Source organism: Leptolyngbya sp. AN10 (assembly GCF_050565645.1).
Lineage (GTDB): Bacteria > Cyanobacteriota > Cyanobacteriia > Leptolyngbyales > Leptolyngbyaceae > Leptolyngbya.
Map to the genome: position 1 here is coordinate 1 of NZ_JBNXVP010000005.1, position 25,492 is coordinate 25,492.

Here is a 25,492-nt window from a genome sequence, read left to right on the forward strand (position 1 = left end):
CGTAAAGCGCAATGCTCGCACGTAAAGCGCAATGCTCTACACCAGACGCGCAGCAATCGCTGCGCTGGTTTCTTTGCGCTCATCGATACAAAGTTTCTCTGGCTTGCCTAACCCGCAACTTGGGTTACTAGACAGAAAGCATATTCAAGTTGTCTTTCAGCTTGATCCTGAAGTTCAAAGCGTTACAGACTTGATTATTCGCTACAACTCAGTACCGATGGCGTTCGCAGACGCTTGCTTAGAGGGTGTTTGAGAAGGATAAAAAGCGGCTTTGCTGCGTTGCCAGTCCGCCCGGAAATGAATCTCCGGGCTAATGGAAGAAACCCCGCTGAAGCGGGCTGGGAGCGTAATCCGGAGTTCTTAGCCCAGTTTAGTGGGCTTCCCCGATTAGCCCGGAGATTCATTTCCGGGCGGGTGAATGCGATCAACGATCACTTCTCAAACACCCTCTTAGTACGAATGACAGAACTTTATCCCAATAGTTCTGTTTTCACGATCGATCAAGATTTTCTAATCTATCGAAAGAATACTAATCAACTGATTTCGACGATCGCGCCTTGGAATTGAAAGAGAAGTGCGATCGAGACTCTATCACCAATTCATGCAGCACTCACAACGCGCTGAGGTTCAGGTAGAGGTTTTCCGCTTTCTTGGTAATCTTCAATCAACATTTCAATCACTTCTTGTCCACGTCTCGCTGCCTCTTCATAAGTTTCGCCATGCGTCACAAAATGCTGAGAGGGAAACTCAGGCAAATGTACCAGATAGAGATTGTCTTCCTCTGACCACTGAATCATCATGCTGTATTGAGATTTCATTCTTCCGAGTCCTCTAACGATTCCAGTCGTTTCAAAGCTTTTGCCACTTCCTTTTCTAAATATTTTGGCGCATCGTCTCCATCTTTTCCTGGAATCACTAAAGGATCATCAGGTAATTGTGGATGCGTCCAGAAGGTGTGACTTCCCTTGCCGCGCTTCGGCTGATAAATATAGCCTGCGTCTTGAATCAGCTTCTTTAGTTCGCGAATTTTCTTGGGCATTTCAGCGTTGCTCGATCGTTTAATGAATCGGTGAAATGGTCGATCGAGACTCTATCACTAATGGCTAAACCAAAAAACTCCTATATTTATATTTAAGTTGAACGTCTCAGTCTGGAGGCATGAAGGATGACGATCGCATTCCCCACAAAAACCTATACGCCGCAAGAGTACCTTGATTTAGATATCAAGGCTGAAAGCCGCAATGAATATCGCGATGGAGAAATCATTCCGATGCCCGGTGGAACCCCTGCTCACAATGAAATTAACAGCATTTTCAATTCTCTACTCCGGGTCAGTTTGAGGGGACAACCTTACAGTATTTTTATTGCAGATCAAAGACTTTGGATTCCCGATCGTAATACTTATACTTATCCCGATTCGATGATTGTACGGCGACCTGTAGAGCTACAACCAGGACGAAAGGATGTGATCGCAAATCCGATTCTAATTGCAGAGGTACTATCAGATTCAACAGAAGCATACGATCGCGGTGATAAATTCGCGGCATATCGCACGATCGCAACGTTTCAGGAATATCTCTTGATCGATCAGGAGCAACGGCATCTAGAACAGTACGTGAAACAAAGCGCAAATCAATGGTTATTTACTGAGTACAACGGTGACGAGGGGCGGGTTTCGCTGACGACAGTTCCAGTTGAATTTGCATTAGGAGATCTTTACGAGAATCTTGAAGGCTAGAACCCCTGAAATTAGTGCGATCATATCCTGAAGCTAAAAGAGAATGTCGATCGAGACTCTATCATCAATAGCAACGGATGTTACAGGAAAATAGACGCAGAATCAGGTAAAGTATTTTTGTACTGATTTAATATTGACCTATGGGTGGTAACACAAGATACGTCTCGGTTCCTACTCAAAGTCGTTTTTACGAACACTTGTTGGCAGATGAAGCATTTTATATCTTCGCAGAATGCTCTTTCTTCAGCGACTTCGAGAGCGAGTTTATATATGAGGATTGTCCAGAAGACAGCGAGAATACCCTTGAAGAGTTCATCGAAAACTACCCAGACCTTTTTCAAACTCAAGAGCAGACAGAACGCTTGACCAATGAATTTAAAGCAGAAGTGGAAAAAACAGCAATCAGGTCTGCCTCATTTGAAAAAACTGTAGGTCCTATTCACGATCGCCTTCTTGCAGTATTCAATGAATCACAAAGCGACAAGCTTGAACTGATAGATAATATATTTAGTGGCGAGTGCTTTGATCCTCACAACTTTTATCACAGCAATTATTCAGAATTTGAACTGATTTCGCTGCCAATTGTTCAAGCGGGTGCAGAACTGCTTCGCAATATTAAACCCGCAGTTTTATTCAACGTTTCTGAAAGATGGAAAGAAGGTGTTTGTCCTGATTGGAGTAGGACAACGGATGAAGACTTTCTCGCGTATGATTTTTGGTACTGGAAAAGTTTTTATCTCAATGCAGCACAGTCACAAAGCATAGTTTTTGTTGGAAGCTGTTGAAATGCAGCCAGTTTTACGGCAAGTGATTGAGATCCTTAAAACATTCCATATCGAGGAGATTTTAGAATTTACGATCGCTGCTTTTTCACTTCCAAGATTCGAGGATTAGCGGACAAACCTGCTGCATCCGAGTGAAGTCGCCATCAGCCGAAACAAGCGTAAGATTGTGTTGTAATGCGGTAGCAGCAATCCAAAGATCATTGTCATAGAAGCCAAGGGTTTGAATACTCGCTTTGCGCCGCTTGGCTTGATCTTTAGGTGCAAATTGGTTGAAAATTGCGATTTTTAATTGACTATAAATGATGGCTGTTTCTTCGTCGAGTAAATGGAGTCCGATCGTATCGAGGAAGGATTGAACGGTCTTGAGATTGCCGGCTTTTTGTGCAGATTTCTCAACCATGTAGAGAAGTTCACCTTGAGTGATGATACTAATTGCAAAGCTGGCTCCTGAACGCGATCGAAACTCTGCGCTCACTTGAGGATAATTATCGATGATGTAACTACAGTGATTGGTATCCAGTAAGTACATGATCGATGCTAGAACTCTGACTGAGAGCGAGTCTCTTGCACAAAGCGAAGACAGTCTTCAAGATCATCCCCCTGCCATGTCCCGACGAATTTGGAAAGATCTTTACCCTTTGTCTCTTGCCGCAAGGGTTCAGCACGTCGGAGGGGAAGTTGTTTCACGTCAGCCAGAAACTTGCTAAATCTCGCTTTTGGATCATCAATCTGCTCTGAGTTGACAGTCTCTACTAAATCTGATGATTCTTGATCCATTTGTTGTGAGTGATTTACTGACTTTGTTTTCAGGAATCGAATGAAGTCGATCGCTTCTGCAAGAACTTCATCGGAGGCGGTTTCAATCTCTTGCAGCAGAATGTCTCTGTAGGTCATCAATCCATTTCCCTGAGCGCTTGTCTCGAATCTTAGCAGAATGTTTTCCAAAATTGTGTTCACTAATTGGGAACGCTTCTGCTCTCGCTTAAGATATTTGATAGTGCTTGAATTAAGAACAATGCTCCTCTCTATCCTGACCGCATACTTATTTGGAATATTACTAATAGTATTAATCATCCTCACACATTGGTGCTTTAGTCGAATCTATGTCACTATGTATTTCCATCACATCGACTATCTTAAAGGTATTTCTAGTTTTGTTGGAGAAAATTTATTTTCTCTAGATTTCTTTCAACATTTCTTCCTTTTGTGTTTCACTGCTTTACCTCTCATATCAGAAATAGGAATCTCTTTTCTCTTCATATTTCTAGTCGATTCATACTTAAAGAATCTATCGCTCTTAGATATTTTTGCGATGATCTCCATTCCATACCTAATGCTGTTATTAAGCCGATTGCCAACGATGTCTGAGAAGATGTTTTATTTTCAAGGTGCGATCGTAGTCGATGAAGATATTGAAGTAACACCAGTATTTACTTGCGTTCTAGCAATTGGTTTGATTGCTGGCTTTCTGACAGCTAAATATTTCTAGAAAACATTGCTCAAAACTCCGTTTACCGAGATGATCGAGAAGATTTTTAGCTGAGAACGATCGATGCGGAAACTGATTGCAGATGTACTGGTTGTGGGAGGCGGAACCGGAGGAACAGCCGCAGCAATCCAAGCCGCAAGGCGGGGAGCCAAAACGATTTTAGTCAGCGAATTTCCCTGGTTAGGCGGAATGCTCACCAGTGCAGGTGTCACCGCTCCCGATGGGAACGAACTCGCAGCCTTTCAAACGGGAATCTGGGGCGCGTTTTTGCGAGAATTAGAGCAGCGACAGCCCGACGGATTGGATCACGCTTGGGTAAGTTTTTTCACATACCAAGCGCGAATTGGAGCCGAAATCTTTGCTGACTGGGTGAAAGCTTTGCCAAATTTAGAATGGATTCAAGGCGAAACTCCGGAGAACGTATTGAAGGATGGAGATCGCATTCTCTCCGTCGAATTCCAATCCGTCAAAGTCGAGGCAAAAATCACGATCGATGCCACCGAACTCGGAGACTTACTCGAACTCGGAAACATTCCGTATCGCTGGGGCTGGGAACTTCAATCCGAATTCAATGAACCGAGTGCCCCGATCGAACACAACGAACTCACCCAAACTTATCCCGTTCAAGCGCCCACTTGGGTTGTCGTGATGCGCGATTTTGGAGATGCGATCGCGCCCGAAATTCCCAAACCCGCCCATTACGATCCGTCCAAATTCGAGCAAGCTTGGACAAAATACGGAGCCGAAACCTTTCTCAATTACGGACGCTTACCGGGCGATCGCTTCATGATCAATTGGCCCATCTCCGGCAACGATTACGGCGAAGGCATGGAACGCTTACTCAACCCAGAAACCCGCGCCCAATTCCATCAAGAAGCCAAAGATCATTCTCTCGCCTTCGCCCACTTCATCCAATCCCAACTTGGAACCCGCTACGGACTTGCAGAAGACACCTTCCCGACAGGCGCGATCGCACTTCATCCGTACTATCGAGAAAGCCGCCGCCTCATCGGAATCACCACAGTTCGCGAACAAGACTTGCTGCCAAAAGGACGAGTCGCCCCGTTGCCGTTTCGAGTCGAAGCGATCGGGTGCGAATACGCCGAAAATTTCTGTCAATCGATCGCGATCGGCAATTACGCGAACGATCATCATTATCCAAGCGGCGATATTCCCCTCAAACCCAAATCGATTCGCTGGGGTGGACGCTGGACAGGCACACCGTTCACAATTCCTTATTCGGCTCTAGTGCCAAGGTCGATCGACAATTTCCTAGTCTGTGAAAAAAACATCTCCGTCACACACATGGCAAATGGCGCAACCCGTCTACAGCCCGTCGTCTTAGGAATTGGACAAGCCGCAGGAATGGCAGCCGCTCTTTGCATCGAACAAAACTGTCAGCCGCGAGATCTTGATGTGCGATCGCTCCAACTTGCCCTCGTTACAGATCCAGTCGCACCCGCCGCAATTTTCCCTCTGTACAATTTGTCACCTTCACACCCCGAATGGCAGTACTGGCAACGCTACTATATTGATCATTCAGAAAGCTATCCCAACAGCGGTGAATGCCCCGCCAAACCTTGGATTCAGCCACCGAGCAAGACCGCTCAACCCTTCAGCGGAATCTTTGAACGAAAAGCAGTACAAGAGTATACCTTGAGATCGATCGACAATTCTCAGCAAATTTGGTCGATCGTCACCGTAGAAGCCGCGATCGATGCCCAACTACAGAAAATCCCGTCCGGGCAACTACTGAATGGTCTAGGTAAATATAATCGAGCGGGAAATTGGATTTTAGTAGAAGCGCTGAGTGCGGAATAAGAACACTAACATCAAATATTTGTCAAGTAGGTACGACTACCGAATTTGAGTTAATCCATTGATTTCGTCCTGATTCGATGCCCCAAAGCGTGTAAAGGGGTATATCACACTGAGGACGTACTATTATGCGCGCTCAAACTTTGGTTGCACTCTTTAGCTGGCTCATCGGAGCAGTTGCTATCGGTTCCTACGCCACCGAGCGTTTCTCCCCCGCCGCTCAGTTAAACGCTTCTGAATCAGTTCCGCAAGTTCTCGCCCACCGGGGAAGCGGACGCATCGAAACCCAATGGGAGTTCATGACCGTTCCTATGTAACTTCTGTTCTAAACACGAGCTTCTCTTAACGGAGGTCACTGTTCTAGAAGGTTGACCTCCGTTTCTCAATTTTGCCCCCAATCCTCGAATCGCTTTCCATTCTCTAAACAAAGGCTATAAAATTCGACTGTTGAATCTCGGCTAAAGTTGGGCACGTTCAAAACAGCTAACTTTATCTATTGATTAGAGGTAAAGTTGGCGATGACTTCCCAACGATGAAGTTTTGACCTACAGATGGCGAATCTCACGGTTGTCCTCCGATTCTCGCTGTAGACTAAACTCTGTTGCCGTTTCGACTGTTTTCGTGTTCTTTGTTTCAGTGGTGGCGCTTCCTGATATGACAAACGACCTCGATCTGATCAAATTGCTCAGTCCAAGCGCGATGGATCAGATTATGTTGTATCTGGCTTTTAGCGCGATGCGGACTGGGGGACATCGCCACGGCGCGTTCTTAGATGCTGCCGCGACTGCCGCCAAATGTGCCATTTACATGACCTATCTGGAGCAAGATGGAAATCTCCGCATGACGGGGCATCTGCACCACATCGAACCGAAACGAGTCAAAGCGATCGTTGAGGAAGTTCGGCAAGCACTCACCGAAGGCAAGTTACTTAAAATGTTAGGGTCGCAAGAGCCTCGGTACTTGATTCAGTTGCCTTACCTCTGGATGGAACACTATCCGTGGCAGCCTGGTCGCTCAAGAATTCCGGGAACCAATCTAACTTCTGATGAAAAGCGCCAAATCGAACAAAAACTTCCGCCCAATCTCCCCGACGCGCAGTTAATCAACGCCTTTCAATTTCTGGAGTTGATCGAGTTTCTGCATGGACGATCGCAAGAGGATCTCCCCAAAGATCAACGAATGCCGCTGAGTGAGGCTTTAGCAGAACATATTAAACGTCGTCTGATTTATTCTGGAACCGTCACCCGCATCGAATCGCCTTGGGGAATGCCCTTCTATGCGCTGACTCGCGCTTCCTATTCTCCCGATGACCAAGAAGAACGCGCCTATGTCATGATCGAGGACACGGCGCGATTTTTCCGCATCATGCAGGATTGGGCGAATCGACAGAACCAAGTGATGCGAGTTTTGGAAGAATTGGATATTCCGAGCGATCGCATTGATAGCGCGATCGCAGAACTTGATGAAATTCTTCGGAACTGGGCAGACCGCTATCACAAAGATGGTGGAAAGCCCTTTGTTGTGCAAATGGTCTTTGGTTCTGCCGAGTTGTAACGCCTTCACATTACGCAATTTAAACTTTTGCAACTGTCTGAAAGAGTGTAACAACCTTGCGGAGTAAACTAGGCAATGATTCTGAGAACAGACGGTTTTACGATCGTGGACTTTTCAGGACTAAACAGATGATGCCAAATCATAAGCACTAATCTGGAGCCTTCCATAATATGTCGCATACGGTCAAAATCTATGACACCTGTATCGGGTGTACGCAATGTGTTCGGGCTTGCCCAACAGACGTTCTAGAGATGGTTCCCTGGGATGGCTGTCGAGCAGGTCAAATCGCATCTTCGCCTCGCACTGAGGACTGTGTTGGTTGCAAACGGTGTGAAACTGCTTGTCCGACCGACTTCCTCAGCATTCGGGTTTACCTGGGTGCTGAAACAACTCGCAGTATGGGTCTGGCTTACTAAGCAAAACTTCATACAGCAATCATTTTTCATTTATGTGGGTTCAAAGTATGGGGGCAGTTTGCCCTCTTTTTTTGTCTAAATCCAGCCTGAGAAATCGTGAGCGAATTGGGCGAGGGAAAGTAAGTGAATGCGATCGCTCTTTTCCCCCTCGTGCCGCTCCGATTCCGTGTTGTATCCCCAATCCGCTAAGAATAGTTCCACGTTCGCCAACGTTTCTTGTTTCTCTACAGCCTCTAACGTTTTCATACGGTCTTCGACAAACCAGATCGAAGCCGCTTCACCATAAGTCTGTTTCAATTCGCTTAAAATCTGCGGCTTCGGGCGTTTCGATTCTTTGCCGTAAACCTGTTCGTCTCTTAGGTCAATTCCTTGTTTTTGCAGCAGTTGTTTAATAAATCGACCTTCTTTGGTGCTGATGATAAAGAAGTCGGTTGAACTGGTGAGAATTGATCGCAGTCGATCGAGAACTCCTGGATAAAATTCGTGTTCTGCCAACCAGCTTTCTAGATCTGTCGCAATCTCGCGATCTCGAATCGTGTCTACGATCGCACTAATTTCCAACGGCTTCAAATTGTCTTCCGAAACGATCTGAGTCGCGATCGCGATCCAATCCCGAAAAATCTTTTCTTCCTCAACGCCTTCTACTAACGCTCGAATCAAAACAGGCATTTCCCAACCCGTTTCTACCACCGGACGCAATCGGTAAAACGCAGGCGCAAACCGTTGATCAGGAGTCTCTTCAGCCTGCCAAATTTGCGCGTAAGCCTTCCAAGCAGTCTGAAAGTATTCCTTCAGCCCATCACAAATCACACCATCAAAATCGAGCGCCAGAACGCGAGGAGTCACAGACATTTTCTTTGAGAATCGCAACTTCCCCAAAGTAGCGTATTATTCGTCTGCGATCGCTAACGGCGGCTTTGTACTGCTCGTGGCAATCACATTCATGGCATCCGGACTGACAATTCCACCCGAAATAATCACCTTGAACGCATCCTCGATCGGCATCGACAAATTAATCACATCCGCTTCAGGCACAACCGCATACCACCCCGTCGTCGGATTTGGAGTCGTGGGAATAAAGACACTCAGCATATCGTGACTAAAATTCGATTGCACTTCCGCCCCGATCGCACCTGTGACAAATCCAAGTGACCAAACTCCTTTACGCGGATATTCAACCAAAACGACTCGACGGAACTTGCCACTCGAATCGCGCAGAACCGTTTCTAGAAGCTGCTTCAGCGTTTTGTAAATCGCACCCGCTAAGGGAATCGCCTGTAAAACTTGCTCACCGACATCCAGTAGCCAGCGTCCCGCAATATTTCGCGCCATCAGTCCGATGAAAAGGATACTAAACAGCGGAACTGCCAAACCAACCAGGAAATTGAGCAGGTTTACCAATAGCGGATTCAAGCCGTCGAACGGATTCACCTGTTTCGGAACGCGAGTGAGAAAGTTGATCACCCAATTCGCGATCGTATAAGTCAGCCAGATCGTCGTCGCCAAAGGAATGACGACAAGTAAACCTGCGATCAGATCATTCTTTAGATCTTGTTTGAGACGATGGATTACAGACACTCTACTCTCCTTCATCTGATGCCATCAGTGTCGTTTGTGAGAATCAAAATCGAGCATTTCATCTGATCTCACAAGCTACATTCCTATTTTTAAAGCTTGTAAAGAAATGTTGCAAGTTTAATTGGATTTCTAAGCTGTCAATCTCCTTAAATTTAACCATTGATCCCCGATCGACTATATCCGCACATGATTAGTATATTATTTTACATTTTGCAAGGATTCAACGGGTTCGGGTACTTCAACAGGCAGATTTTTGAGTTCCCAAACCTTCAGCAGAATCAAGTACTCGTAAAATGCCTGCAACGTACACCAGGTGAAACCGGGATAACCATCAAGAATCCCACCCAACAGAAAATACATATAAAAAAATCGAATCAATGGGCGAAACGGTAAGCGAAGAGAAATATCTTTTAGAGCGCGTCGCCGTTCGACTTCCGATCGACCAAAAAACAGCGCTTGCCAATTTAGAGATCCGGTTTCGAGTTGGCGCAACGTCTCGATCGCTTCATTCGTCGAATATCGATTGTGCTTATCAATCCAGCGACTAAAGCCTTTGCCCGATGTGTAATGTGGATAAGTTTCTTTCAAAAATCCGGTTGTTCCTTCGACCACTTCCCGTTCTGTGTGCCCGTAATCGGTGAACCAAACTTTCTCCCGCTGAAACAGGCGTAATTGATAGCGCGGATATTGAGTACTGCGGCGAATCCATTTGCCCATAAACATCACACGTTCAGCTACATAATATCCAACGTGTTCAGCAGTTTTAATCGTATCCAAACATTCTTGGAAAAGCTCCGGAGTCATCCGCTCATCCGCTTCGAGAATATACACCCAATCGTACTTCACGGAAATCGATCGCAGCATCCAAGTCCGTTGTTTTCCGTGGCTCTCGAATTTGTGTTGAACGGTTCTAACTGAATACGACTCCGCGATCGACATTGTGCGATCGTCGCTAAAAGAATCCACCACAATCACATCATCCGACAACAACGCCGATTCAATACAAGCCGCAATCTCGGTTTCTTCGTTGTGCGTCAAGATGAAGATAGAAAACATAAAAAAACAAAGTGGGCGAAAGGGATCACTTTCTATTTCTCCCCGTTTGCCCACTTCATCTTTCAGATGTTTGGCTAATTTAACGCATCACAGGTTTGCGCTTGCTGCTCAGAACACCCATTTCTTTCAGACCTAGCCAACCAATAATGAAATAACCCAGTGAGAGCAAGAGGCTACTGATACCCACCCGCACTCCGGTCTTCCAAAATTCGTTACGGGCTTGTCCTTCTGCTCTCGTGCGTTCTTCACGAATCTTTGTTAACTCTGCATTACGAAACTCTTTTGCACGATCGGCAACCGAATTCGGATTTGCCTTCAATGCTTGCAGTTCTTTCTGAGCGCGTCTTGCCTGTTCAAGCTGGTCGCCTTTTAATTGACCGCTCGCGATCGCAGCATCAATCTGTTTCAACTGATCATCTAACTGCTTCGCTTGATTTGGATCACGCAGCGCAGCGGAGATTTGCGCTTCACGTTGCTGCACTTCGTTATTCAATCGGCTTTCCGTCGTTCTTGCTTGTTGATCAATCCGCTCCAACGCTTGATCAGACAATTGGCGCGTATTATTCAAATGCAGCGGGAAAGCCACAAGATAAATCAATCCAAGGAGTAGCGATAAGAGCAGTGCCCAAAAGCGAAACGTTCCGAACGGCTTACCGCGATCGCCGACCGCGATCGATCCATTTTCGAGAAACGAGCCAGCTAACAAAAAGCCGAGTCCGACCATTGGAATAATGCCGCGATCGACAATTTGCGTCACTGCATTCGCGAACCAAGCTTTGTCCGAAAAATTGGGTGGAATCAAAACCGAAGTGTAGTCTATCAGCGCTGACAGAATCAAAATCGTGCCAACGAGTCGAAGGACGAAGGGGGCGGTAGGAAGAGAATTCGTTGCTTTCATCGGACGTTCATAGTTCTAACGGTGGTCTACGGTATCGCAAATGGCTCAAATCTAATCGGGCAATTAAAGCATTCGCACAATTTTCTACGGTTCAACGTAAAGTAGTTTTAGAAACTCAGTCATTTTACATGGCTTATCACACGATTCAAGCGCAGGAACACCGAAGAAAATTTGAGTAATTTACAGGATGAATGAAAATTGGATTTGAACCGCGCCGCAAGTAGAGGGTAACATTGCCGCGCTTATAAATTACAAGGTTTTTTTACTTGAAACATTAGGGGACTTGGCTTTATGTTGTCGGTTAATTGATTTAGTTCCCCACTCCACAATGATTCAAGTTTCAGTTCTTGCTTCCAAGCTAAATATCTATACACTCCAAAGTGTCGCGGTCAGTAAAGATAACGTAATTGTGCCGCTACTTGATGGACAATTGTTGAAGTTTACGCCAGATGGAAAAAATACGTCGATCGTCAATTTAGTCGAATCTGAATTCGGTGTCCCGTTCGGAATTGTGGAGCAAGAACAAGACCTAATCGTGACAGTTTCTGGCTATTTACCGCGACATTATTTATTGAGAGTGAAGCCGGATGGCAAAGTTGAAACGATCGCAGATTTAACGCAACGCAGCGGATTCTACGGAGCGCCCTTTGGTGTCACGATCGACCAAGGAGACTACATTGTGACGCTCTCAAATGATGTGGTGGATTCAACGAGCGAATTGATTCGCGTGAGTCGGGATGGGAAAATTAGCCCGATCGCGAATTTAACTAAATTTGGAAATCCATTTGGGTTAGTGGTTCAGAATCAATCGATCGTGGTTGCTCAGTCGTATGGGCAACTGGTACGAGTCGAAAAAGGAGAAGCGACTGCGATCGTGGATCTCAAAGCTCAAGGATTCGGCATTCCGTTTGATGTTGCAATTTGGCGCGATCGCTTAACGGCAACGACAAATTCTGGGCTAGTCGTGCAAGTGGATGAAAACGGGAAAGTGAATACGATCGCAGATTTAGCCAAGGCGAAGTATCAGATTCCTTCAGGCATCGCACCTCTGGGCAAAGATTTAATCGTGACGACCAATGGCGGATTCCTTTTGAGAATTTCGGGATAGCCCCGTCTGTTACAAATCACAGCAAAGTGGCAAGACTAGGGGTACTAAATACCCCTGTTTCCCAAGCTGCGAAGGAGTGACGATCGTATGGAATATTCAATTCCAGAGCTAGAACCTATCAGCCGACAATTTATGACCCTCGATCGACCCAAGAAAACGAAAATGCTCGTGGTCGATGATGAACCTGACAATCTCGATCTGCTGTATCGGACATTTCGCCGCGATTTTCATGTTCTAAAAGCAGAAAGCGGAGTTCATGCACTTCAATTGCTCGCGGAAGAAGGCGAAGTTGCAGTCATCATCTCTGACCAGCGAATGCCTGAAATGAAAGGAACAGAATTCCTCAGCCGCACCGTTCCCCAGTTTCCCGACACGATGCGGATTATTTTGACGGGTTTTACCGATGTCGAAGATTTAGTCGAAGCGATTAACTCTGGACAGGTTTATAAGTACATTACAAAGCCTTGGGACCCGAACGAACTCAAAGCAGTCGTGCAACGGGCAGCCGAAACTTATGAACTCCTGAAGCAGCGCACCGAGGAACTCCGTCGATCGCAATCTCAAACTGCTTTACTTTCGACGATCGTTGCCGTCGCCCAAAATGCGACCACGCTCGAAAGCACTTTAGATCCGATCGCGGTTGCCTTTGCTCAGAGCTTTTTTGCCGATCGCTCTGTCATTCAACTCGTCGAAAACGGCTCATTTACCGCATTCGGCAGTCATGGAACCAGCAGCGATTTGGATTTAGCTAAATCTGAGAGTGTGAAAGCAGCGATCGAGTCTCAGAAGATGCAAATCGTAACCGAATCTGACAACCCGGAATTTGGTGCACATCTGATCGTCCCAGTGACGCTGCGGGGAGCAGTTCTCGCGGTTCTTTCCTTGCAATGGAAACAGCCTCAAAGCCTGAGAGAAGACGAGCTTTTATTACTTCATCTCTCGGCTCAACAAGTAGCACTGGCGTTAACTTGCACACGCTCGATCGCGGTTTAATTTCCAATAGATGAAAGCCTTCTCTAAAATTGCCCGTCCCAAGTGAACCTCCTGAAACTTAGAATTTTAGAGAGAACAGTTTTAGAGAAGCGCTCATCATAAATGAATTCTGATCATATTCAAGCATTATTCGATCGGATTGCCCCGGTCTACGATGAACTCAATAACGGTCTGAGCTTCGGACAGCACCGCATTTGGAAGCAAATGACCGTCAAGTGGAGCGGCGCAAAACCGGGTGATATTTCCCTCGATTTATGTTGCGGCAGTGGCGATATTGCCCAAATGCTGGTAGAAAAAGTGGGCAGAACCGGAGAAGTCTACGGGGTAGATTTTTCTGCGGCTCAGTTAGAAGTGGCAAAAGATCGGAGTGAACGCCGCTGCATCAAACCTCCGATTCATTGGATCAAATCTGATGTTTTAGAGTTGCCCTTTTCAGATCATTACTTTGATTGCGCCACAATGGGATATGGCTTACGAAATGTGGTCGATATTCTTGGCAGTCTAAAAGAAATTCACCGCGTTCTCAAACCCAAATCAAAAGCCGCAATTCTAGATATGCACCGTCCAGAGAGTGAATTGGTTCGCTCTTTTCAGCAGTGGTATCTGGATGAGGTCGTGGTTCCAGCCGCTCAACGGTTTGGCTTCACCGAGGAATATGCCTACATCGCGCCCAGTCTCGACAAATTTCCCACAGGCAGAGAGCAGATTCAACTTGCGGCTCAAGCAGGTTTTGTGACTGCCACCCATTACCCGATCGCGGGCGGTACGATGGGAGTATTGGTCGTTACAAAATAACGCGATCGCCCTTTTCACCCTTCATTGTCTTAACCCCTGTGGATCTCTCGACGCTCTGGCTTTTTGTTGGTCCTCCTGTGGTTGGCGGAGTCATTGGCTACTTCACCAACGATATTGCGATTAAAATGCTGTTCCGTCCGTATCGAGCGCGATACTTTGGGCGGCGGCGCATTCCGTTTACACCTGGTTTGATTCCTCGGAATCAAGAGCGACTCGCGAAGCGAATTTCTGACACGATTATGGGGTCTTTATTAACTCCTGAAGAGTTACAGAATTTAGCGCGGCGATTGTTACAAACGGAGCGAGTTCAATCGGCAATTCTTTGGTTGTTGCGCTTATCGATCGAGCAAATTCAGGAAAGCAAAGAGCAAAAGACCGCTAAGATTTTAGGCAATATTCTAAAGGATTTGTTTGGGCAATCTTTACCAAGATTACTAAAGGTTTTAGCGCGTCAAGAGGAATTCCTCGAAGATCAGTTAAATCATATTTTTGATCAGGTTATTTTAGAGTTTCAGCTTACTGAAGACCAGGCAGAAAAGCTGTCAGACTGGCTGATTCAAATTGTGATTCCTCCAGATGTTTTACGTCAAACACTGGTGGATTTTCTAACCGATCGTAATATTCAAGTGATCGATGAGGGATTTCGAGAAAAAACCAGCGGAACTTATTGGGTTGTCGCCAATCTATTTGGAGTTCGCAATACTTTAACTCGGTTAAGAACGTTTTGTTTAGATGAAAAAGAAGCGAGTAATTCTGTTCTCTCAGAACTGCTATTTTCGCTTGGCGTGAAACAGCGATTTAAGGAATGGCTACAAAATGTTTCATTGCAGAATCTTCCTGTTTCTACGGTGAGACAGCTTCGCAAAACAATGCGAGATAGTGTCCGTCATTATCTTCAAGATCGAGGTTCAGAAGTTTTACAAGGATTGAGCGCTTCTGTAGATTGGGAAAATGTGGCTTCGATCGTGCTAAATCGCTTACAAAATTCCGAGGCTGTTAACTCTTCTCTAGAACTTGTAAGCGAAGAATTAGCGCTGATTTTAGAACGATATTTAGAGAAGGATTTAGAAAATATTGTCGCTCAAGCCATTCCAATTCTGAATATTGATCAGGTGATTATCGATCGAGTAAAAGCGACTTCTCCAGCCGATTTAGAAGCAGCAATTAATGGAATTGTTCGGAGTGAATTACAAGCGATCGTAAATCTTGGCGGAATTTTAGGCTTCTTTATCGGTGCGCTTCAATCTGCTTCACTCTTGATTCGTTAAGCGATCGGAAGCCGTCAAAATGTCTTCGATGAATTCTACGCTTTCGCTTCTTTCTTCATAGACGAGAACGAGATGATCTTTTGCACGAGTCATTGCAGTATATAGCCCTGCTTTTTCCTCAAATTCATCAGAGGTTTCAACTCCAACAATAATCACGGCATCGAATTCGATCCCTTTGACAGCGTTCCACGAATCGACGAGTACACTTGATCGATCGACAATTCTTCGATCTCGTTCTTGCGACCTCATCGGTGCATGATGCGAAATTCCCAATCGGAAAAGTTCTTTGCTGATTTGAATTTTTAACTGATTCGGATTCTTTGGATGAAGCAGAATACCAATTGAAGAATCCGAGTGGCTTTCTAGCGCAGCTTTGACTTGATTGGCAATCTCGATCGCCATTTGATCAGAATCCACTTGCACCAAAATTGGAGGAACACCAGAACTACGAGAAGCTTTCTTTTTGGGTTCGATTAATTTGTCGATCGATGGACTGTTTTCACGTTTTTCAACTTTGATTTCTGCTTGTTCTAAACTCGGCTGAATGAATTTCCAAGCAAGTTCTAAAATCTCAGGAGCATTTCGGTAATTCAAATCAAAAATCTGCGATCGTCCAACGACATCAATTCCTAATTTTGCCCAACTCCAACCACTTTTTCTTCGATGCGATTGTCCGTAAACAGATTGAGTATTGTCGTACACAAAGAAAAGAGAATTCGTTTCTCGATCGAGAACTTTCAATAACGCCTGAAACCACTCATCATAAAAATCTTGAGCTTCATCGATCAAAATCGCTTGATAGTTCAAATCAGATTGATGTGCAGATTCAATTAGCTTTTGTCTTAATTCTTTTTCTTGATCAAACTCATAAGAATACTTCAGACGTTGAAATGCCCAACGATGAAACGTACTGCATTCAACTTGCAAATCATTTTGGTTTAAATTTGCTTCAATCCAACCGTGCATGAAGCGATTGTAGGAGAGAACGAGAATACGATCGAACTTCTCATCTACGAGCCGCTTAATGCGCTGTTGCAGCACTAAAGATTTACCCGATCCCGCCACTCCACGGACTAACGAATGCCCTCTCAAATTGAAGTTCTTTGCCTGACTTTGCGTCTCATCCAGTTGCGAGTAAATTAGTCGCTGATGAGCGGTCTTCTGGAAATCAATCCACTGCATTACAAGTCTCTCAAACACTCCGCTGAGAGTGCCCAAGAAGTTCTTGCTTGTAACTTATTCAGTTTCTTTTTCCTCGTTTTCCATCAGCTTGTCGATATCAAGTTTCCGAAGAGATTGCTGCTGATTTTTACGGGACTCGCGCCGATATCTTTTGAGGTCTAATCGTGGCTCGTATTGTGTCCCTTTACCTTTTGTTTTAAGCTTCAAGACTTCATCTGGATCGGATTGCTGATTTAATTGGGTTTCATAAGCGATCGCATCTTCCAAAAAATCCAAATAATGCTCGTATCGCTCCCAATCTCCGCGCACAATACACCCAGGTTCATCCCGATGCAAGCAATCACTAAACTGACAGGTTCCCTCAGCTAATTTTCGCCGCACTTCTGGAAAGTACTGCATTAATTCATGCGGAAGACAATATAAATCCGGCTGATTAAATCCTGGTGTATCTGCTAATAATCCGCCTGTTGGAAGCTCAAATAATTCAACGTGTCGAGTTGTATGTCGCCCTTTTTCTAATTTTCCAGAAACAGTATTCACTCGCAGATCAATACTAGGAATCAATTGATTAATTAAGCTCGATTTTCCAACGCCAGAGGGACCAGATGCAACGGTAATTTTCTGATTCAAATATTGTTTTAATTCAAGTATTCCTAATTGCTGACGCACACTAATAAAAATCGGATGATAGCCCCATTCACCTAACCGATTCTTCCAATGTTCTTGGTCATCAATTGAAACTAAATCACTCTTACTTAGAGCTAAACAAACAGATACTCCCGTCGATTCAGCTTTGACCAGAAACCGACTGAGTTGATAAGGCTCGATCGAGGGAGATGCCAGAGCAAACACAAGCAAAATCTGATCCACATTCGCGATCGGTGGACGATCTAACTCAGATCGCCTCGAAAAAACCTGCGAAATTGCACCTCGATCGCCGTTCCAATCCGGTTCCTCGACCAAAACGCGATCGCCCACCATAACCCGCTGCCCAATCTTTTTCAATCGAGTCCGCCGAGTACAAAGCAGCATCGACTTCGGCAAATCCTCATCTTGAAGTTTCACCTGATAAAAATTTGCCTGAACTGCCAAAACAGTGCCCGTAACTTGTCGGGGTTGATCTGCTTCCAAAATCTTGTCGGAACTCATGAGAAGGTTAACGGCGAATTTTGACCGCAAAAAAGTTCGATCGATCTTCGATACTCTCGATCTTATAACCTTCCATCGTGAGGCTGTCAGGAACTTGCTCGATCGGCTCCCCTGGATCAAGCCACACTTCCAGCAATGATCCAGGAGCCATCTGCTCTAACCGTAATTTGGTGCGAACAAAATTGATCGGGCAAGGAGTCCCGCGCAAATCCATCTGCACATCTGAAGTTTCTGCTGCTTGACTCATCCGCCGAAAATCTTCCCGATAAATCCTTCTACGCCACCTTTGCCGATCCGATCGCCTCGAATTTTCGCAAGTTTCTCCAACAATTCCCGCTCTTCTTGGCTAATCCGCGACGGAATATCGACCGATACCGTAATCAAATGATCACCTCGGCTCACCGGATTTCCAAGCTTCGGAACACCTTTATTTTCCAGGGTTAGAACCGTTCCCGGTTGCGTCCCTGGTGGAATTGTCAACTCTTCTTCACCGTCAACCGTTTTGACCTCAATTCGAGATCCCAAAATCGCCTGAAGGTAGCTGATCTTAACTTCTGACAGAACATTGATTCCATCACGCTGAAAGTCAGCATCATCATTGATGAAGAGATAGACATACAAATCGCCCGAAGGACCGCTTCGCTGTCCCGCATCTCCCTCACCCGATACTCTCAACCGAGTTCCATTATCGACCCCTGCCGGAATTGTAATTTTCAGCTTCTTCGTTTCCTGCCGCTGTCCGTTTCCGCCACAGACTTCACATTTCTCTTCGATCATCTGACCCGTACCATTACAGGTCGGACAGACTGAAACTTGAGTGAAGCTTCCAAACGGGGTACGAGTTGCTCGACGAACTTGACCCGAACCGGAACAAGTTGTACAAGTCCGTGGACGGGTTCCCGGCTTTGCTCCGCTACCCGTACAGTTCGTACAAGTCTCTAAATGGCTGATGCGAATTTCCTTCTCGCCACCAAACACCGCTTCCCGAAAATCGAGCTTCAGATCCAATCGCAGGTCATCCCCTCGAACCGGACCGCCGCGCCGTCGAGTTTGTCCCGCCGCTGTGCCACCAAATCCACTAAAGAAACTTTCAAAAATATCCGCAATGCCGCCCATATCGCCGAAGTCCTGATAGCCGCCTGCGCTTGCCGCAGAACCGACTCCAGCTTCACCAAAGCGATCGTATCTCGCTCGCATCTCCGGATCAGAAACCACCTCGTAAGCGCGGTTGATCTCTTTAAATCGCTCTTCAGCACCCGGCTCTTTGTTAACATCAGGGTGATATTTTCGGGCAAGGCGACGGAAGGCTTGCTTGACTTCTTCCTTGTCTGCATCACGCGAAACGCCAAGAATTTCGTAGTAATCACGAGCCATAGGGGTAGAGATTCAGGGGTAAGGGGGGCTGAACTGGAGGCGTAGGGTAACAGTCTAGACTCCCTATCTTACTACCCTACACGCTCAACTAATCGACTGCCTCATAATCCGCAGTCATGGTTGCATCTGCCTCAAAGGTGAATGCACTCATATCCACCGAGACAGTATCATCTTCAAAATTCATACCAGAATCGGTGTTCGTTTCAAAGGTGGAATTCCCGAACGGTTGAACATTTTCATAAACTGCCGACCCAACGGTATACAACAGTTGCTGCAATCCATTGAGATGCAATTTCACTTCATCGATACTAACCTTTGGATCAGCGATCGCGCTTCTTAGTTGGGCAATTTTTTCATTTGCCTGCGCTTTCAGTGAATCAGCGATCGCCATTCCATTTTCTTTCAGCGTCGTTTCATAACTGTGGAACAGACTATCCGCCTGATTCTTCAGTTCGACCAATTGCATCCGGCGGCTATCTTCCTCAGCGAACATTTCTGATTCTTGCCGCATCCGCTCAATTTCACTGTTGCTTAATCCGCCTGTATTCGAGATTTCAACGCTTTGAGCGCGTCCTGTTCCCTTGTCGCGGGCTGCAACTTTCAGAATCCCATTGGCATCGATTTCAAACGCCACTTCGATTTGAGGAACGCCTCTCGGTGCTGGCGGAATTCCAGTGAGTTGGAATTTACCCAAACTCTTGTTATCTCGCGCCATCGCCCGTTCACCCTGTAGAACGTGGATTTCTACAGAAGTTTGTCCATCCGTTGCGGTCGAGAAGACTTGGGTTTTGCTGCTGGGAATTGTGGTATTACGATCGATAATTCGCGTAAATACTTCTCCTAACGTTTCGATCCCCAATGAAAGCGGTGTTACATCAAGCAGCAACAAGTCTTTCACTTCGCCGCCCAAGACTCCAGCCTGAATCGCCGCACCGAGCGCAACAGCTTCATCCGGGTTCACAGAGCGATCGGGAGCCTTGCCGTTAAAAAACTTCTTCAACGCATCTTGAACCGCTGGAATTCGAGTCGAACCACCGACCAAAAGAATGCGATCGATTTCTTCAGTGGTTAAATTCGCGTCTTTCAGCGCCTGTTCCATTGGCTCGATCGTGGCTTGAATCAATTGACTCGCCAACTCTTCAAACTTGGCGCGAGTTAATTCAATTTCTAAGTGTTTGGGTCCAGTTTCATCTGCGGTAATAAACGGCAGATTAATAGACGTGCTGAGAGTTCCAGAAAGCTCGATTTTTGCCTTCTCAGCCGCTTCTCTTAGCCGTTGAAGCGCCATCTTATCCTGCGTCAAGTCGATGCCTTCTTGCTGGCGGAAAATGTCATTCAGCCAATCGACAATACAAGCATCAAAATCATCGCCACCCAAGTGGTTATTCCCTGAGGTCGCTTTCACTTCAAATACGCCATCGCCCAATTGAAGGATCGAGACATCAAACGTTCCGCCGCCAAGGTCAAACACTAAAACGCATTGGTCTTGGTCTTGTTTCTCCAGACCGTAAGCCAGTGCGGCAGCAGTCGGCTCATTGATGATTCTCAAAACTTCAAGACCAGCGATCGTGCCTGCATCTTTGGTCGCCTGCCGTTGAGCATCACTAAAATAAGCCGGAACCGTAATCACGGCTTGAGTAACACTTTCACCCAAATAATTCTCTGCATCCTGCTTCAATTTTTGCAGGATCATCGCGCTGATCTCTTGCGGCGTGTAATTTCGACCGCGAATCTGAACATCAACCGTATCGTCTTTTCCTTTGACACAGTTATAAGGAACCCGCGATCGCTCAATCTGCGTATCTTCCCATCGTCGTCCAATAAAACGCTTAATACTAAAAACCGTATTTTCAGCGTTGGTGACAGCCTGCCGTTTTGCTAACTGACCGACTAAGCGATCGCCCGTCTTTCCAAATCCCACCATACTCGGCGTGGTTCTTCCACCTTCCGAATTAGTGATCACAACGGGCTGACCGCCCTCCAACACTGCTACACAACTGTTGGTAGTTCCTAAGTCGATGCCGATGACTTTTCCCATATCTAGCGCTGCCAAAAGTACGCGAGGTGAACGCAGAACGTAAGTTCTCAGTTAGTTCTCCGTACTGTACGGATATATCTGAACTAACTTTACGGATGATTCCCTATTTCAGAGTTTTCTTAACGTTGCGTTCACAAACAAGCGAAACTCACTTGTCTCGGTACTTTCACAGAGCTAGTCATTAACCTTCACTTCCTGAGCCGTCTTCTGGGGGTGATGCAACCTTCACCATTGCATGACGGAGAACTTTGTCATCCAGCATATAGCCGCGCATCAATTCTTCCACGACGGCTCCTTCAGGATATTCGCTCGTTGGTTCACGCATTACCGCTTCGTGCAGGTTTGGGTCAAATTCCTTGCCTTGCGCTTTCATCGGTGCGACCCCGACTTTCTTTAAGCGATCGACCATATCTTTATAAACGCCCTGATAGCTCTTGTGGATCGCCGACTCGCCTTCGGTTTGCGGCTTGATCTGCGATCGCGCTCGTTCAAAGTTGTCCACAACCGGAAGCAACTCTTTCACGGTATTGCACTTAATTTGGGTTTCTAGTTCTTCTCGCTCTCTTTGAGTCCGGCGGCGGAAGTTCTCGAAATCGGCGGCAATTCGCATGTACTGATTATTCAGTTCTTCAGCCTGTTTTTTCAGACCTTCGATTTCTCGTTCTTTGGCGGCATAGTTCGATCGAAGTTCCATAAACGCCGCTTCATAATCCGTCGTATCTTCTTCGGTTGGAGTTTCCGCCACAACTTCTGTCTCTACAGCCTCACTCGTCGGCTCAGACGGAGGAGGAGTTTCAGAAGATTCGCTGACGGGTGCTTGAACTTCTTCGGGCTGCTGCTGATTTTGTTCGTCGATCATTGTGCGCTAATTTCCCTGTATAGAACGCTGGCTTAAGCAAGCCTCTTCCATCGTAGCGAATGGGCTGTCGGATGCCGCACCGCTTAATCGATAAGCATCATATCGCACTGATTCCGGTTTGACCGCTTGAGTTCAACTTTAAGCGTTCTTCAAAAAACATTTTGGGAATCATCAATAAGGTGATCTTCGTTCATCCGTTATGACAAATTCTTCTTCTCAGCGGCGTGCGCTTGTCGTTCAAAACAATTTTTCGCCGTTCGGTAATAAATTAATTCAATCTGGCTACGTCAATAACGAGCAGATGCAACAAGCCCTGATCGAATGTCGCAAGTCAGGAAGACCGCTCACGGCAGTTCTAGAGTCGATGACGGGTCAGCAATTGTCCCCAGATCTGATTCGCCAATACAAGAAGCAGCAACTGTTTGAGTTGAAGATTCTCTACGGAGTTGAATCGCTAGATCCTGAACTAAATCAAGTGTCTTCGGCTCAAATCGGTCAACTCATTGGCGATCTAATCCCGATCGAGCTTTGTCGCCGCTACAACTTAATTCCGTTATCTCAAAATGAGGGCAATCCGCCATCCCTTCTTGTGGCAATGGTTGATCCGGACAATCTCGCTGCTCAAGACGAATTAAATCGAATTCTGCGTCCGAAAGGGTTGGGACTTCAGCGATTGGTTATTACGATCGACGATTACCAGCGCATTATGTCCACTTATATGGATGCGCGTCTGGAGCAAGAGAAACAACTCGAAGCCCAATCTAGAGTCGATGTTCGCTCTGATCTTGAAGGCTTGGAAGGACTTGCGGAACTGAAAGATGACGACAGTGCAGAAATGGATCTGGATGCGTCGGCTGATGCTGAAGCGGCTCCAATTATTGCATTAGTCAACAAAGTTCTGATTAAAGCGCTTCAAATGGCGGTGTCTGACATTCACATCGAGCCACAAGAAGAATCGCTTCGCATCCGATTCCGTAAGGACGGTGTACTCCGAGAAGCATTTGAACCATTTCCGAAGAAAATTATCCCGGCAGTTGTAGCACGTTTCAAAATTATTGCTCAATTGGATATTGCAGAACGTCGCCAACCTCAAGACGGTCGGATTCGCCGAATCTATGACGGTCGGAAAGTCGATTTTCGGGTGAACACACTTCCCAGCCGCTACGGTGAAAAAGTCGTACTGCGGATTCTTGATAACTCTGCGACCCAACTCGGTTTAGATAAGTTGATCGGCGACGAAACTTCACTCAAAATCGTTCAAGAAATGGTGAAGCGTCCTTTCGGTCTCATCCTTGTTACCGGTCCGACTGGATCAGGTAAAACGACCACACTTTATTCAGCACTGGCTGAACGGAATGATCCTGGAGTCAATATCAGTACAGCCGAAGACCCGATCGAGTATTCACTCCCTGGTATTACTCAAGTTCAGGTGATCCGCGAAAAAGGAATGGACTTTGCCGCGATTTTGAGAGCGTTCCTCCGACAAGACCCTGATGTGATTCTAGTCGGTGAGACGCGAGATAAGGAAACGGCGAAAACAGCGATCGAAGCTGCATTAACAGGTCACTTGGTTTTGACCACTCTACACACGAATGATGCGGCAGGTGCGATCGCTCGACTCGATGAAATGGGTGTTGAACCCTTCATGGTTTCGGGTGCTTTGCTCGGCGTTGTCGCTCAACGTCTTGTCCGAAAGGTTTGCGACGAATGCCGGATTCCTTACACTCCGACCCCTGCTGAACTTTCTCGGTTTGGCTTGACCAGTTCCAGCGATGCTCAGTTAACGCTCTACAAGGCGAATACGCTCAACGGACACGAAATTCAAGAGGCGCGGGAACGAAACCAACTTTGCCAGAAGTGTAATGGCGTTGGCTATAAAGGGCGACTGGGTGTTTACGAGGTCATGCGAGTAACCGAATCGCTCCAAACGTTGATTACTGAAGGCGCACCGACTGAGCGAATCAAAGAGGTCGCGGTGGAAGAAGGAATGCAAACGCTTCTTGCTTACAGCTTAGACCTCGTGCGCCAAGGACTTTGCACCTTGGAAGAAATCGAGCGTGTCACCTTCACCGATACCGGACTTGAAGCAGAACTTAAAGCAAAACGAAAAAGTTCGCTCACCTGTCGGACTTGTAGCGCAGAAATGCAGCAAGACTGGCTCGATTGCCACTACTGCACTACACCTCGATTCCAAGATTAATTTCTTCTTCCTCAAGGGCAGACTAATTTTCAGCTTTCCAATCCTTTTTATCTCAGCAATCAGGAGCAGATCTTATGGAAATGATGATCGAAGATTTAATGGAACAACTGATCGAAATGGGTGGGTCAGACATGCACCTGACTGCTGGACTGCCGCCTTATTTCCGAATCAGTGGACATCTTCAGCCGATCAGCGATCAAGTTCTCAGTTCAGAAGAGTGTCAGCGTCTGATCTTCAGTATGCTGAACAACACCCAGCGCAAAACCTTAGAGCAAAACTGGGAGCTTGACTGTTCTTACGGTGTTCGCGGACTAGCACGATTCCGAGTAAATGTTTACAAGGATCGTGGAACCTATGCCGCTTGTTTACGGGCGCTCAGTTCCAAAATTCCGAACTTTGAGAAGCTGAATCTTCCTGATGTTGTACGAGAAATGTCAGAAAAACCGAGAGGTTTGATTCTCGTCACAGGTCCCACTGGATCAGGAAAAACGACGACATTGGCGGCAATGATCGATTTGATCAACCGCACTCGTGCTGAGCATATTTTGACGATCGAAGACCCGATCGAGTTTGTCTACGAACCCATCAAGAGCCTCGTCCACCAACGTCAACTCGGTGAAGATACGAAGAGTTTCGCCAACGCTCTAAAAGCCGCGCTCCGTGAAGACCCAGATATCGTCTTGGTCGGGGAAATGCGGGACTTAGAAACGATTTCACTCGCGATTTCTGCGGCTGAAACAGGTCACTTAGTCTTTGGAACCTTGCACACCAGTTCCGCTGCTCAAACCGTTGACCGGATGATCGATGTCTTTCCATCCGAGCGCCAAACCCAAGTTCGAGTTCAGCTTTCTAATTCGCTCGTTGCGGTATTCAGCCAAACTCTGGTTCCCAAGAAGAATCCCAAGCCGGGTGAATACGGACGAGTTATGGCGCAAGAAATCATGATCGTGACTCCAGCGATCGCGAACCTGATCCGCGAAGGAAAGACCGCCCAAATCTATTCCGCGATTCAAACAGGCGGAAAACTTGGAATGCAAACACTTGAGAAAGTCCTCGCCGATCAGTACAAAGCGGGACTGATCACATTTGAAGCGGCTGCCTCCAAAACCTCTCGCCCAGATGAACTCCAGCGTTTGATCGGGGGAACTCCCAATGGAGCCGTTGCTGGTGCAGCCATGAAGCGCTAATCCCGTT

General features: G+C 46.4%; 28 protein-coding genes. 14 read left to right on the forward strand and 14 right to left on the reverse strand.

The window, feature by feature from the left end:
* Positions 1-599: 599 nt before the first annotated feature.
* Positions 600-818: a type II toxin-antitoxin system HicB family antitoxin gene (locus tag ACQ4M5_RS08325; protein WP_430675116.1), complete on the reverse strand. Its 219-nt coding sequence runs from the start codon at positions 816-818 to the stop codon at positions 600-602.
* Positions 815-1,039 carry a type II toxin-antitoxin system HicA family toxin gene (locus ACQ4M5_RS08330; protein ID WP_430675117.1) on the reverse strand — a complete coding sequence of 75 codons (225 nt, stop codon included), beginning with the start codon at positions 1,037-1,039 and terminating at the stop codon, positions 815-817. Before ACQ4M5_RS08330 ends, ACQ4M5_RS08325 begins: the two co-directional genes overlap by 4 nt.
* A gap of 126 nt (positions 1,040-1,165) precedes the next feature.
* On the opposite strand from ACQ4M5_RS08330, the gene ACQ4M5_RS08335 reads away from it, so the two are divergent.
* Both ACQ4M5_RS08335 and ACQ4M5_RS08340 read left to right on the forward strand, forming a co-directional pair.
* Positions 1,166-1,738: a Uma2 family endonuclease gene (locus tag ACQ4M5_RS08335; RefSeq protein ID WP_430675118.1), complete on the forward strand. Its 573-nt coding sequence runs from the start codon at positions 1,166-1,168 to the stop codon at positions 1,736-1,738.
* A gap of 140 nt (positions 1,739-1,878) precedes the next feature.
* Entirely contained in the window at positions 1,879-2,523 is a 645-nt protein-coding gene (locus ACQ4M5_RS08340) for a hypothetical protein (protein WP_430675119.1), read from the forward strand.
* An 85-nt stretch (positions 2,524-2,608) separates the two neighbouring features.
* Here ACQ4M5_RS08340 and ACQ4M5_RS08345 read toward each other — a convergent pair whose 3' ends face one another.
* Together ACQ4M5_RS08345 and ACQ4M5_RS08350 are read right to left on the reverse strand one after the other, a co-directional pair.
* Positions 2,609-3,052, reverse strand: a complete 444-nt coding sequence (locus tag ACQ4M5_RS08345) for a type II toxin-antitoxin system VapC family toxin (RefSeq protein ID WP_430675120.1) — start codon at positions 3,050-3,052, stop codon at positions 2,609-2,611.
* An 8-nt stretch (positions 3,053-3,060) separates the two neighbouring features.
* Positions 3,061-3,417, reverse strand: coding sequence for a hypothetical protein (locus ACQ4M5_RS08350; protein ID WP_430675121.1), 357 nt, complete (start codon positions 3,415-3,417; stop codon positions 3,061-3,063).
* A 439-nt stretch (positions 3,418-3,856) separates the two neighbouring features.
* Between ACQ4M5_RS08350 and ACQ4M5_RS08355 the strand changes: the two genes are divergently transcribed.
* The 5 genes from ACQ4M5_RS08355 (at position 3,857) to psaC (ending at position 7,800) form a co-directional block, all read left to right on the forward strand.
* Positions 3,857-4,012, forward strand: coding sequence for a hypothetical protein (locus ACQ4M5_RS08355; protein WP_430675122.1), 156 nt, complete (start codon positions 3,857-3,859; stop codon positions 4,010-4,012).
* Between the two features lie 63 nt (positions 4,013-4,075).
* Positions 4,076-5,833 carry an FAD-dependent oxidoreductase gene (locus ACQ4M5_RS08360; protein ID WP_430675123.1) on the forward strand — a complete coding sequence of 586 codons (1,758 nt, stop codon included), beginning with the start codon at positions 4,076-4,078 and terminating at the stop codon, positions 5,831-5,833.
* 125 nt (positions 5,834-5,958) lie between these two features.
* Complete coding sequence (locus tag ACQ4M5_RS08365; RefSeq protein WP_430675124.1) at positions 5,959-6,147, forward strand: hypothetical protein; 189 nt, start codon at positions 5,959-5,961, stop codon at positions 6,145-6,147.
* A 337-nt stretch (positions 6,148-6,484) separates the two neighbouring features.
* A complete protein-coding gene (gene hetR, locus ACQ4M5_RS08370) occupies positions 6,485-7,384 on the forward strand; it encodes a heterocyst differentiation master regulator HetR (protein WP_430675125.1) in 900 nt (299 codons plus the stop codon).
* A 170-nt stretch (positions 7,385-7,554) separates the two neighbouring features.
* On the forward strand, positions 7,555-7,800 hold the full coding sequence (gene psaC, locus ACQ4M5_RS08375; RefSeq protein WP_009458117.1) for a photosystem I iron-sulfur center protein PsaC: 246 nt from the start codon (positions 7,555-7,557) through the stop codon (positions 7,798-7,800).
* Between the two features lie 75 nt (positions 7,801-7,875).
* Here psaC and ACQ4M5_RS08380 read toward each other — a convergent pair whose 3' ends face one another.
* The 4 genes from ACQ4M5_RS08380 to ACQ4M5_RS08395 all read right to left on the reverse strand — a co-directional run bounded on the left by ACQ4M5_RS08380 (position 7,876) and on the right by ACQ4M5_RS08395 (position 11,332).
* A complete protein-coding gene (locus ACQ4M5_RS08380; RefSeq protein ID WP_430675126.1) occupies positions 7,876-8,652 on the reverse strand; it encodes an HAD family hydrolase in 777 nt (258 codons plus the stop codon).
* A gap of 36 nt (positions 8,653-8,688) precedes the next feature.
* Complete coding sequence (locus ACQ4M5_RS08385; protein ID WP_430675127.1) at positions 8,689-9,378, reverse strand: DUF502 domain-containing protein; 690 nt, start codon at positions 9,376-9,378, stop codon at positions 8,689-8,691.
* A 198-nt stretch (positions 9,379-9,576) separates the two neighbouring features.
* Positions 9,577-10,434 carry a glycosyltransferase family 2 protein gene (locus tag ACQ4M5_RS08390; protein WP_430675128.1) on the reverse strand — a complete coding sequence of 286 codons (858 nt, stop codon included), beginning with the start codon at positions 10,432-10,434 and terminating at the stop codon, positions 9,577-9,579.
* Between the two features lie 79 nt (positions 10,435-10,513).
* Positions 10,514-11,332: an HpsJ family protein gene (locus ACQ4M5_RS08395; protein ID WP_430675129.1), complete on the reverse strand. Its 819-nt coding sequence runs from the start codon at positions 11,330-11,332 to the stop codon at positions 10,514-10,516.
* Between ACQ4M5_RS08395 and ACQ4M5_RS08400 the strand changes: the two genes are divergently transcribed.
* From ACQ4M5_RS08400 to ACQ4M5_RS08420, 5 genes are all read left to right on the forward strand, one after another.
* A complete protein-coding gene (locus ACQ4M5_RS08400) occupies positions 11,323-11,511 on the forward strand; it encodes a hypothetical protein (RefSeq protein ID WP_430675130.1) in 189 nt (62 codons plus the stop codon). The genes ACQ4M5_RS08395 and ACQ4M5_RS08400 overlap by 10 nt on opposite strands.
* Before the next feature lie 149 nt (positions 11,512-11,660).
* On the forward strand, positions 11,661-12,440 hold the full coding sequence (locus ACQ4M5_RS08405; protein WP_430675131.1) for a hypothetical protein: 780 nt from the start codon (positions 11,661-11,663) through the stop codon (positions 12,438-12,440).
* Between the two features lie 87 nt (positions 12,441-12,527).
* The gene (locus ACQ4M5_RS08410) at positions 12,528-13,433 is read left to right on the forward strand and encodes a response regulator (RefSeq protein WP_430675132.1); all 906 of its coding nucleotides are present in this window, start codon (positions 12,528-12,530) and stop codon (positions 13,431-13,433) included.
* Between the two features lie 102 nt (positions 13,434-13,535).
* On the forward strand, positions 13,536-14,228 hold the full coding sequence (gene ubiE / locus ACQ4M5_RS08415; protein ID WP_430675133.1) for a bifunctional demethylmenaquinone methyltransferase/2-methoxy-6-polyprenyl-1,4-benzoquinol methylase UbiE: 693 nt from the start codon (positions 13,536-13,538) through the stop codon (positions 14,226-14,228).
* A gap of 38 nt (positions 14,229-14,266) precedes the next feature.
* Positions 14,267-15,496: a DUF445 domain-containing protein gene (locus ACQ4M5_RS08420; RefSeq protein ID WP_430675134.1), complete on the forward strand. Its 1,230-nt coding sequence runs from the start codon at positions 14,267-14,269 to the stop codon at positions 15,494-15,496.
* On the opposite strand, the gene ACQ4M5_RS08425 is transcribed toward ACQ4M5_RS08420, so the two are convergent.
* The 6 genes from ACQ4M5_RS08425 to grpE all read right to left on the reverse strand — a co-directional run bounded on the left by ACQ4M5_RS08425 (position 15,479) and on the right by grpE (position 22,098).
* On the reverse strand, positions 15,479-16,678 hold the full coding sequence (locus ACQ4M5_RS08425) for a UvrD-helicase domain-containing protein (RefSeq protein WP_430675135.1): 1,200 nt from the start codon (positions 16,676-16,678) through the stop codon (positions 15,479-15,481). The two genes, ACQ4M5_RS08420 and ACQ4M5_RS08425, sit on opposite strands and share 18 nt — an antisense overlap.
* Before the next feature lie 54 nt (positions 16,679-16,732).
* Positions 16,733-17,827, reverse strand: coding sequence for a small ribosomal subunit biogenesis GTPase RsgA (rsgA, locus tag ACQ4M5_RS08430; protein WP_430675136.1), 1,095 nt, complete (start codon positions 17,825-17,827; stop codon positions 16,733-16,735).
* A gap of 7 nt (positions 17,828-17,834) precedes the next feature.
* A complete protein-coding gene (locus tag ACQ4M5_RS08435) occupies positions 17,835-18,074 on the reverse strand; it encodes a sulfurtransferase TusA family protein (protein WP_430675137.1) in 240 nt (79 codons plus the stop codon).
* A complete protein-coding gene (gene dnaJ, locus ACQ4M5_RS08440) occupies positions 18,071-19,201 on the reverse strand; it encodes a molecular chaperone DnaJ (RefSeq protein WP_430675138.1) in 1,131 nt (376 codons plus the stop codon). The genes ACQ4M5_RS08435 and dnaJ overlap by 4 nt, the downstream gene beginning before the upstream one ends.
* 88 nt (positions 19,202-19,289) lie before the next feature.
* Positions 19,290-21,239 (reverse strand): molecular chaperone DnaK, encoded by a 1,950-nt coding sequence (gene dnaK, locus ACQ4M5_RS08445; RefSeq protein WP_430675139.1) that lies wholly within the window; start codon positions 21,237-21,239, stop codon positions 19,290-19,292.
* Positions 21,240-21,420: 181 nt separating this feature from the next.
* On the reverse strand, positions 21,421-22,098 hold the full coding sequence (gene grpE, locus ACQ4M5_RS08450) for a nucleotide exchange factor GrpE (protein WP_430675140.1): 678 nt from the start codon (positions 22,096-22,098) through the stop codon (positions 21,421-21,423).
* 199 nt (positions 22,099-22,297) lie between these two features.
* Between grpE and ACQ4M5_RS08455 the strand changes: the two genes are divergently transcribed.
* Positions 22,298-24,298, forward strand: coding sequence for a GspE/PulE family protein (locus tag ACQ4M5_RS08455; RefSeq protein WP_430675141.1), 2,001 nt, complete (start codon positions 22,298-22,300; stop codon positions 24,296-24,298).
* A 74-nt stretch (positions 24,299-24,372) separates the two neighbouring features.
* A complete protein-coding gene (locus ACQ4M5_RS08460) occupies positions 24,373-25,485 on the forward strand; it encodes a type IV pilus twitching motility protein PilT (protein WP_430675142.1) in 1,113 nt (370 codons plus the stop codon).
* Positions 25,486-25,492 lie beyond the last annotated feature (7 nt).

Coding starts and splice junctions, on each gene's coding strand:
- dnaK (WP_430675139.1), bottom strand. CDS start 21,239: ATGGGAAAAGTCATCGGCATCGACTTAGGAACTACCAACAGTTGTGTA.
- ACQ4M5_RS08405 (WP_430675131.1), top strand. CDS start 11,661: ATGATTCAAGTTTCAGTTCTTGCTTCCAAGCTAAATATCTATACACTC.
- hetR (WP_430675125.1), top strand. CDS start 6,485: ATGACAAACGACCTCGATCTGATCAAATTGCTCAGTCCAAGCGCGATG.
- rsgA (WP_430675136.1), bottom strand. CDS start 17,827: ATGAGTTCCGACAAGATTTTGGAAGCAGATCAACCCCGACAAGTTACG.
- ubiE (WP_430675133.1), top strand. CDS start 13,536: ATGAATTCTGATCATATTCAAGCATTATTCGATCGGATTGCCCCGGTC.
- dnaJ (WP_430675138.1), bottom strand. CDS start 19,201: ATGGCTCGTGATTACTACGAAATTCTTGGCGTTTCGCGTGATGCAGAC.
- ACQ4M5_RS08365 (WP_430675124.1), top strand. CDS start 5,959: ATGCGCGCTCAAACTTTGGTTGCACTCTTTAGCTGGCTCATCGGAGCA.
- ACQ4M5_RS08410 (WP_430675132.1), top strand. CDS start 12,528: ATGGAATATTCAATTCCAGAGCTAGAACCTATCAGCCGACAATTTATG.
- ACQ4M5_RS08390 (WP_430675128.1), bottom strand. CDS start 10,434: ATGTTTTCTATCTTCATCTTGACGCACAACGAAGAAACCGAGATTGCG.
- ACQ4M5_RS08395 (WP_430675129.1), bottom strand. CDS start 11,332: ATGAAAGCAACGAATTCTCTTCCTACCGCCCCCTTCGTCCTTCGACTC.
- ACQ4M5_RS08425 (WP_430675135.1), bottom strand. CDS start 16,678: ATGCAGTGGATTGATTTCCAGAAGACCGCTCATCAGCGACTAATTTAC.
- ACQ4M5_RS08345 (WP_430675120.1), bottom strand. CDS start 3,052: ATGTACTTACTGGATACCAATCACTGTAGTTACATCATCGATAATTAT.
- ACQ4M5_RS08455 (WP_430675141.1), top strand. CDS start 22,298: ATGACAAATTCTTCTTCTCAGCGGCGTGCGCTTGTCGTTCAAAACAAT.
- ACQ4M5_RS08350 (WP_430675121.1), bottom strand. CDS start 3,417: ATGACCTACAGAGACATTCTGCTGCAAGAGATTGAAACCGCCTCCGAT.
- ACQ4M5_RS08435 (WP_430675137.1), bottom strand. CDS start 18,074: ATGAGTCAAGCAGCAGAAACTTCAGATGTGCAGATGGATTTGCGCGGG.
- ACQ4M5_RS08380 (WP_430675126.1), bottom strand. CDS start 8,652: ATGTCTGTGACTCCTCGCGTTCTGGCGCTCGATTTTGATGGTGTGATT.
- ACQ4M5_RS08335 (WP_430675118.1), top strand. CDS start 1,166: ATGACGATCGCATTCCCCACAAAAACCTATACGCCGCAAGAGTACCTT.
- grpE (WP_430675140.1), bottom strand. CDS start 22,098: ATGATCGACGAACAAAATCAGCAGCAGCCCGAAGAAGTTCAAGCACCC.
- ACQ4M5_RS08460 (WP_430675142.1), top strand. CDS start 24,373: ATGGAAATGATGATCGAAGATTTAATGGAACAACTGATCGAAATGGGT.
- ACQ4M5_RS08355 (WP_430675122.1), top strand. CDS start 3,857: ATGCTGTTATTAAGCCGATTGCCAACGATGTCTGAGAAGATGTTTTAT.
- ACQ4M5_RS08360 (WP_430675123.1), top strand. CDS start 4,076: ATGCGGAAACTGATTGCAGATGTACTGGTTGTGGGAGGCGGAACCGGA.
- psaC (WP_009458117.1), top strand. CDS start 7,555: ATGTCGCATACGGTCAAAATCTATGACACCTGTATCGGGTGTACGCAA.
- ACQ4M5_RS08325 (WP_430675116.1), bottom strand. CDS start 818: ATGAAATCTCAATACAGCATGATGATTCAGTGGTCAGAGGAAGACAAT.
- ACQ4M5_RS08340 (WP_430675119.1), top strand. CDS start 1,879: ATGGGTGGTAACACAAGATACGTCTCGGTTCCTACTCAAAGTCGTTTT.
- ACQ4M5_RS08330 (WP_430675117.1), bottom strand. CDS start 1,039: ATGCCCAAGAAAATTCGCGAACTAAAGAAGCTGATTCAAGACGCAGGC.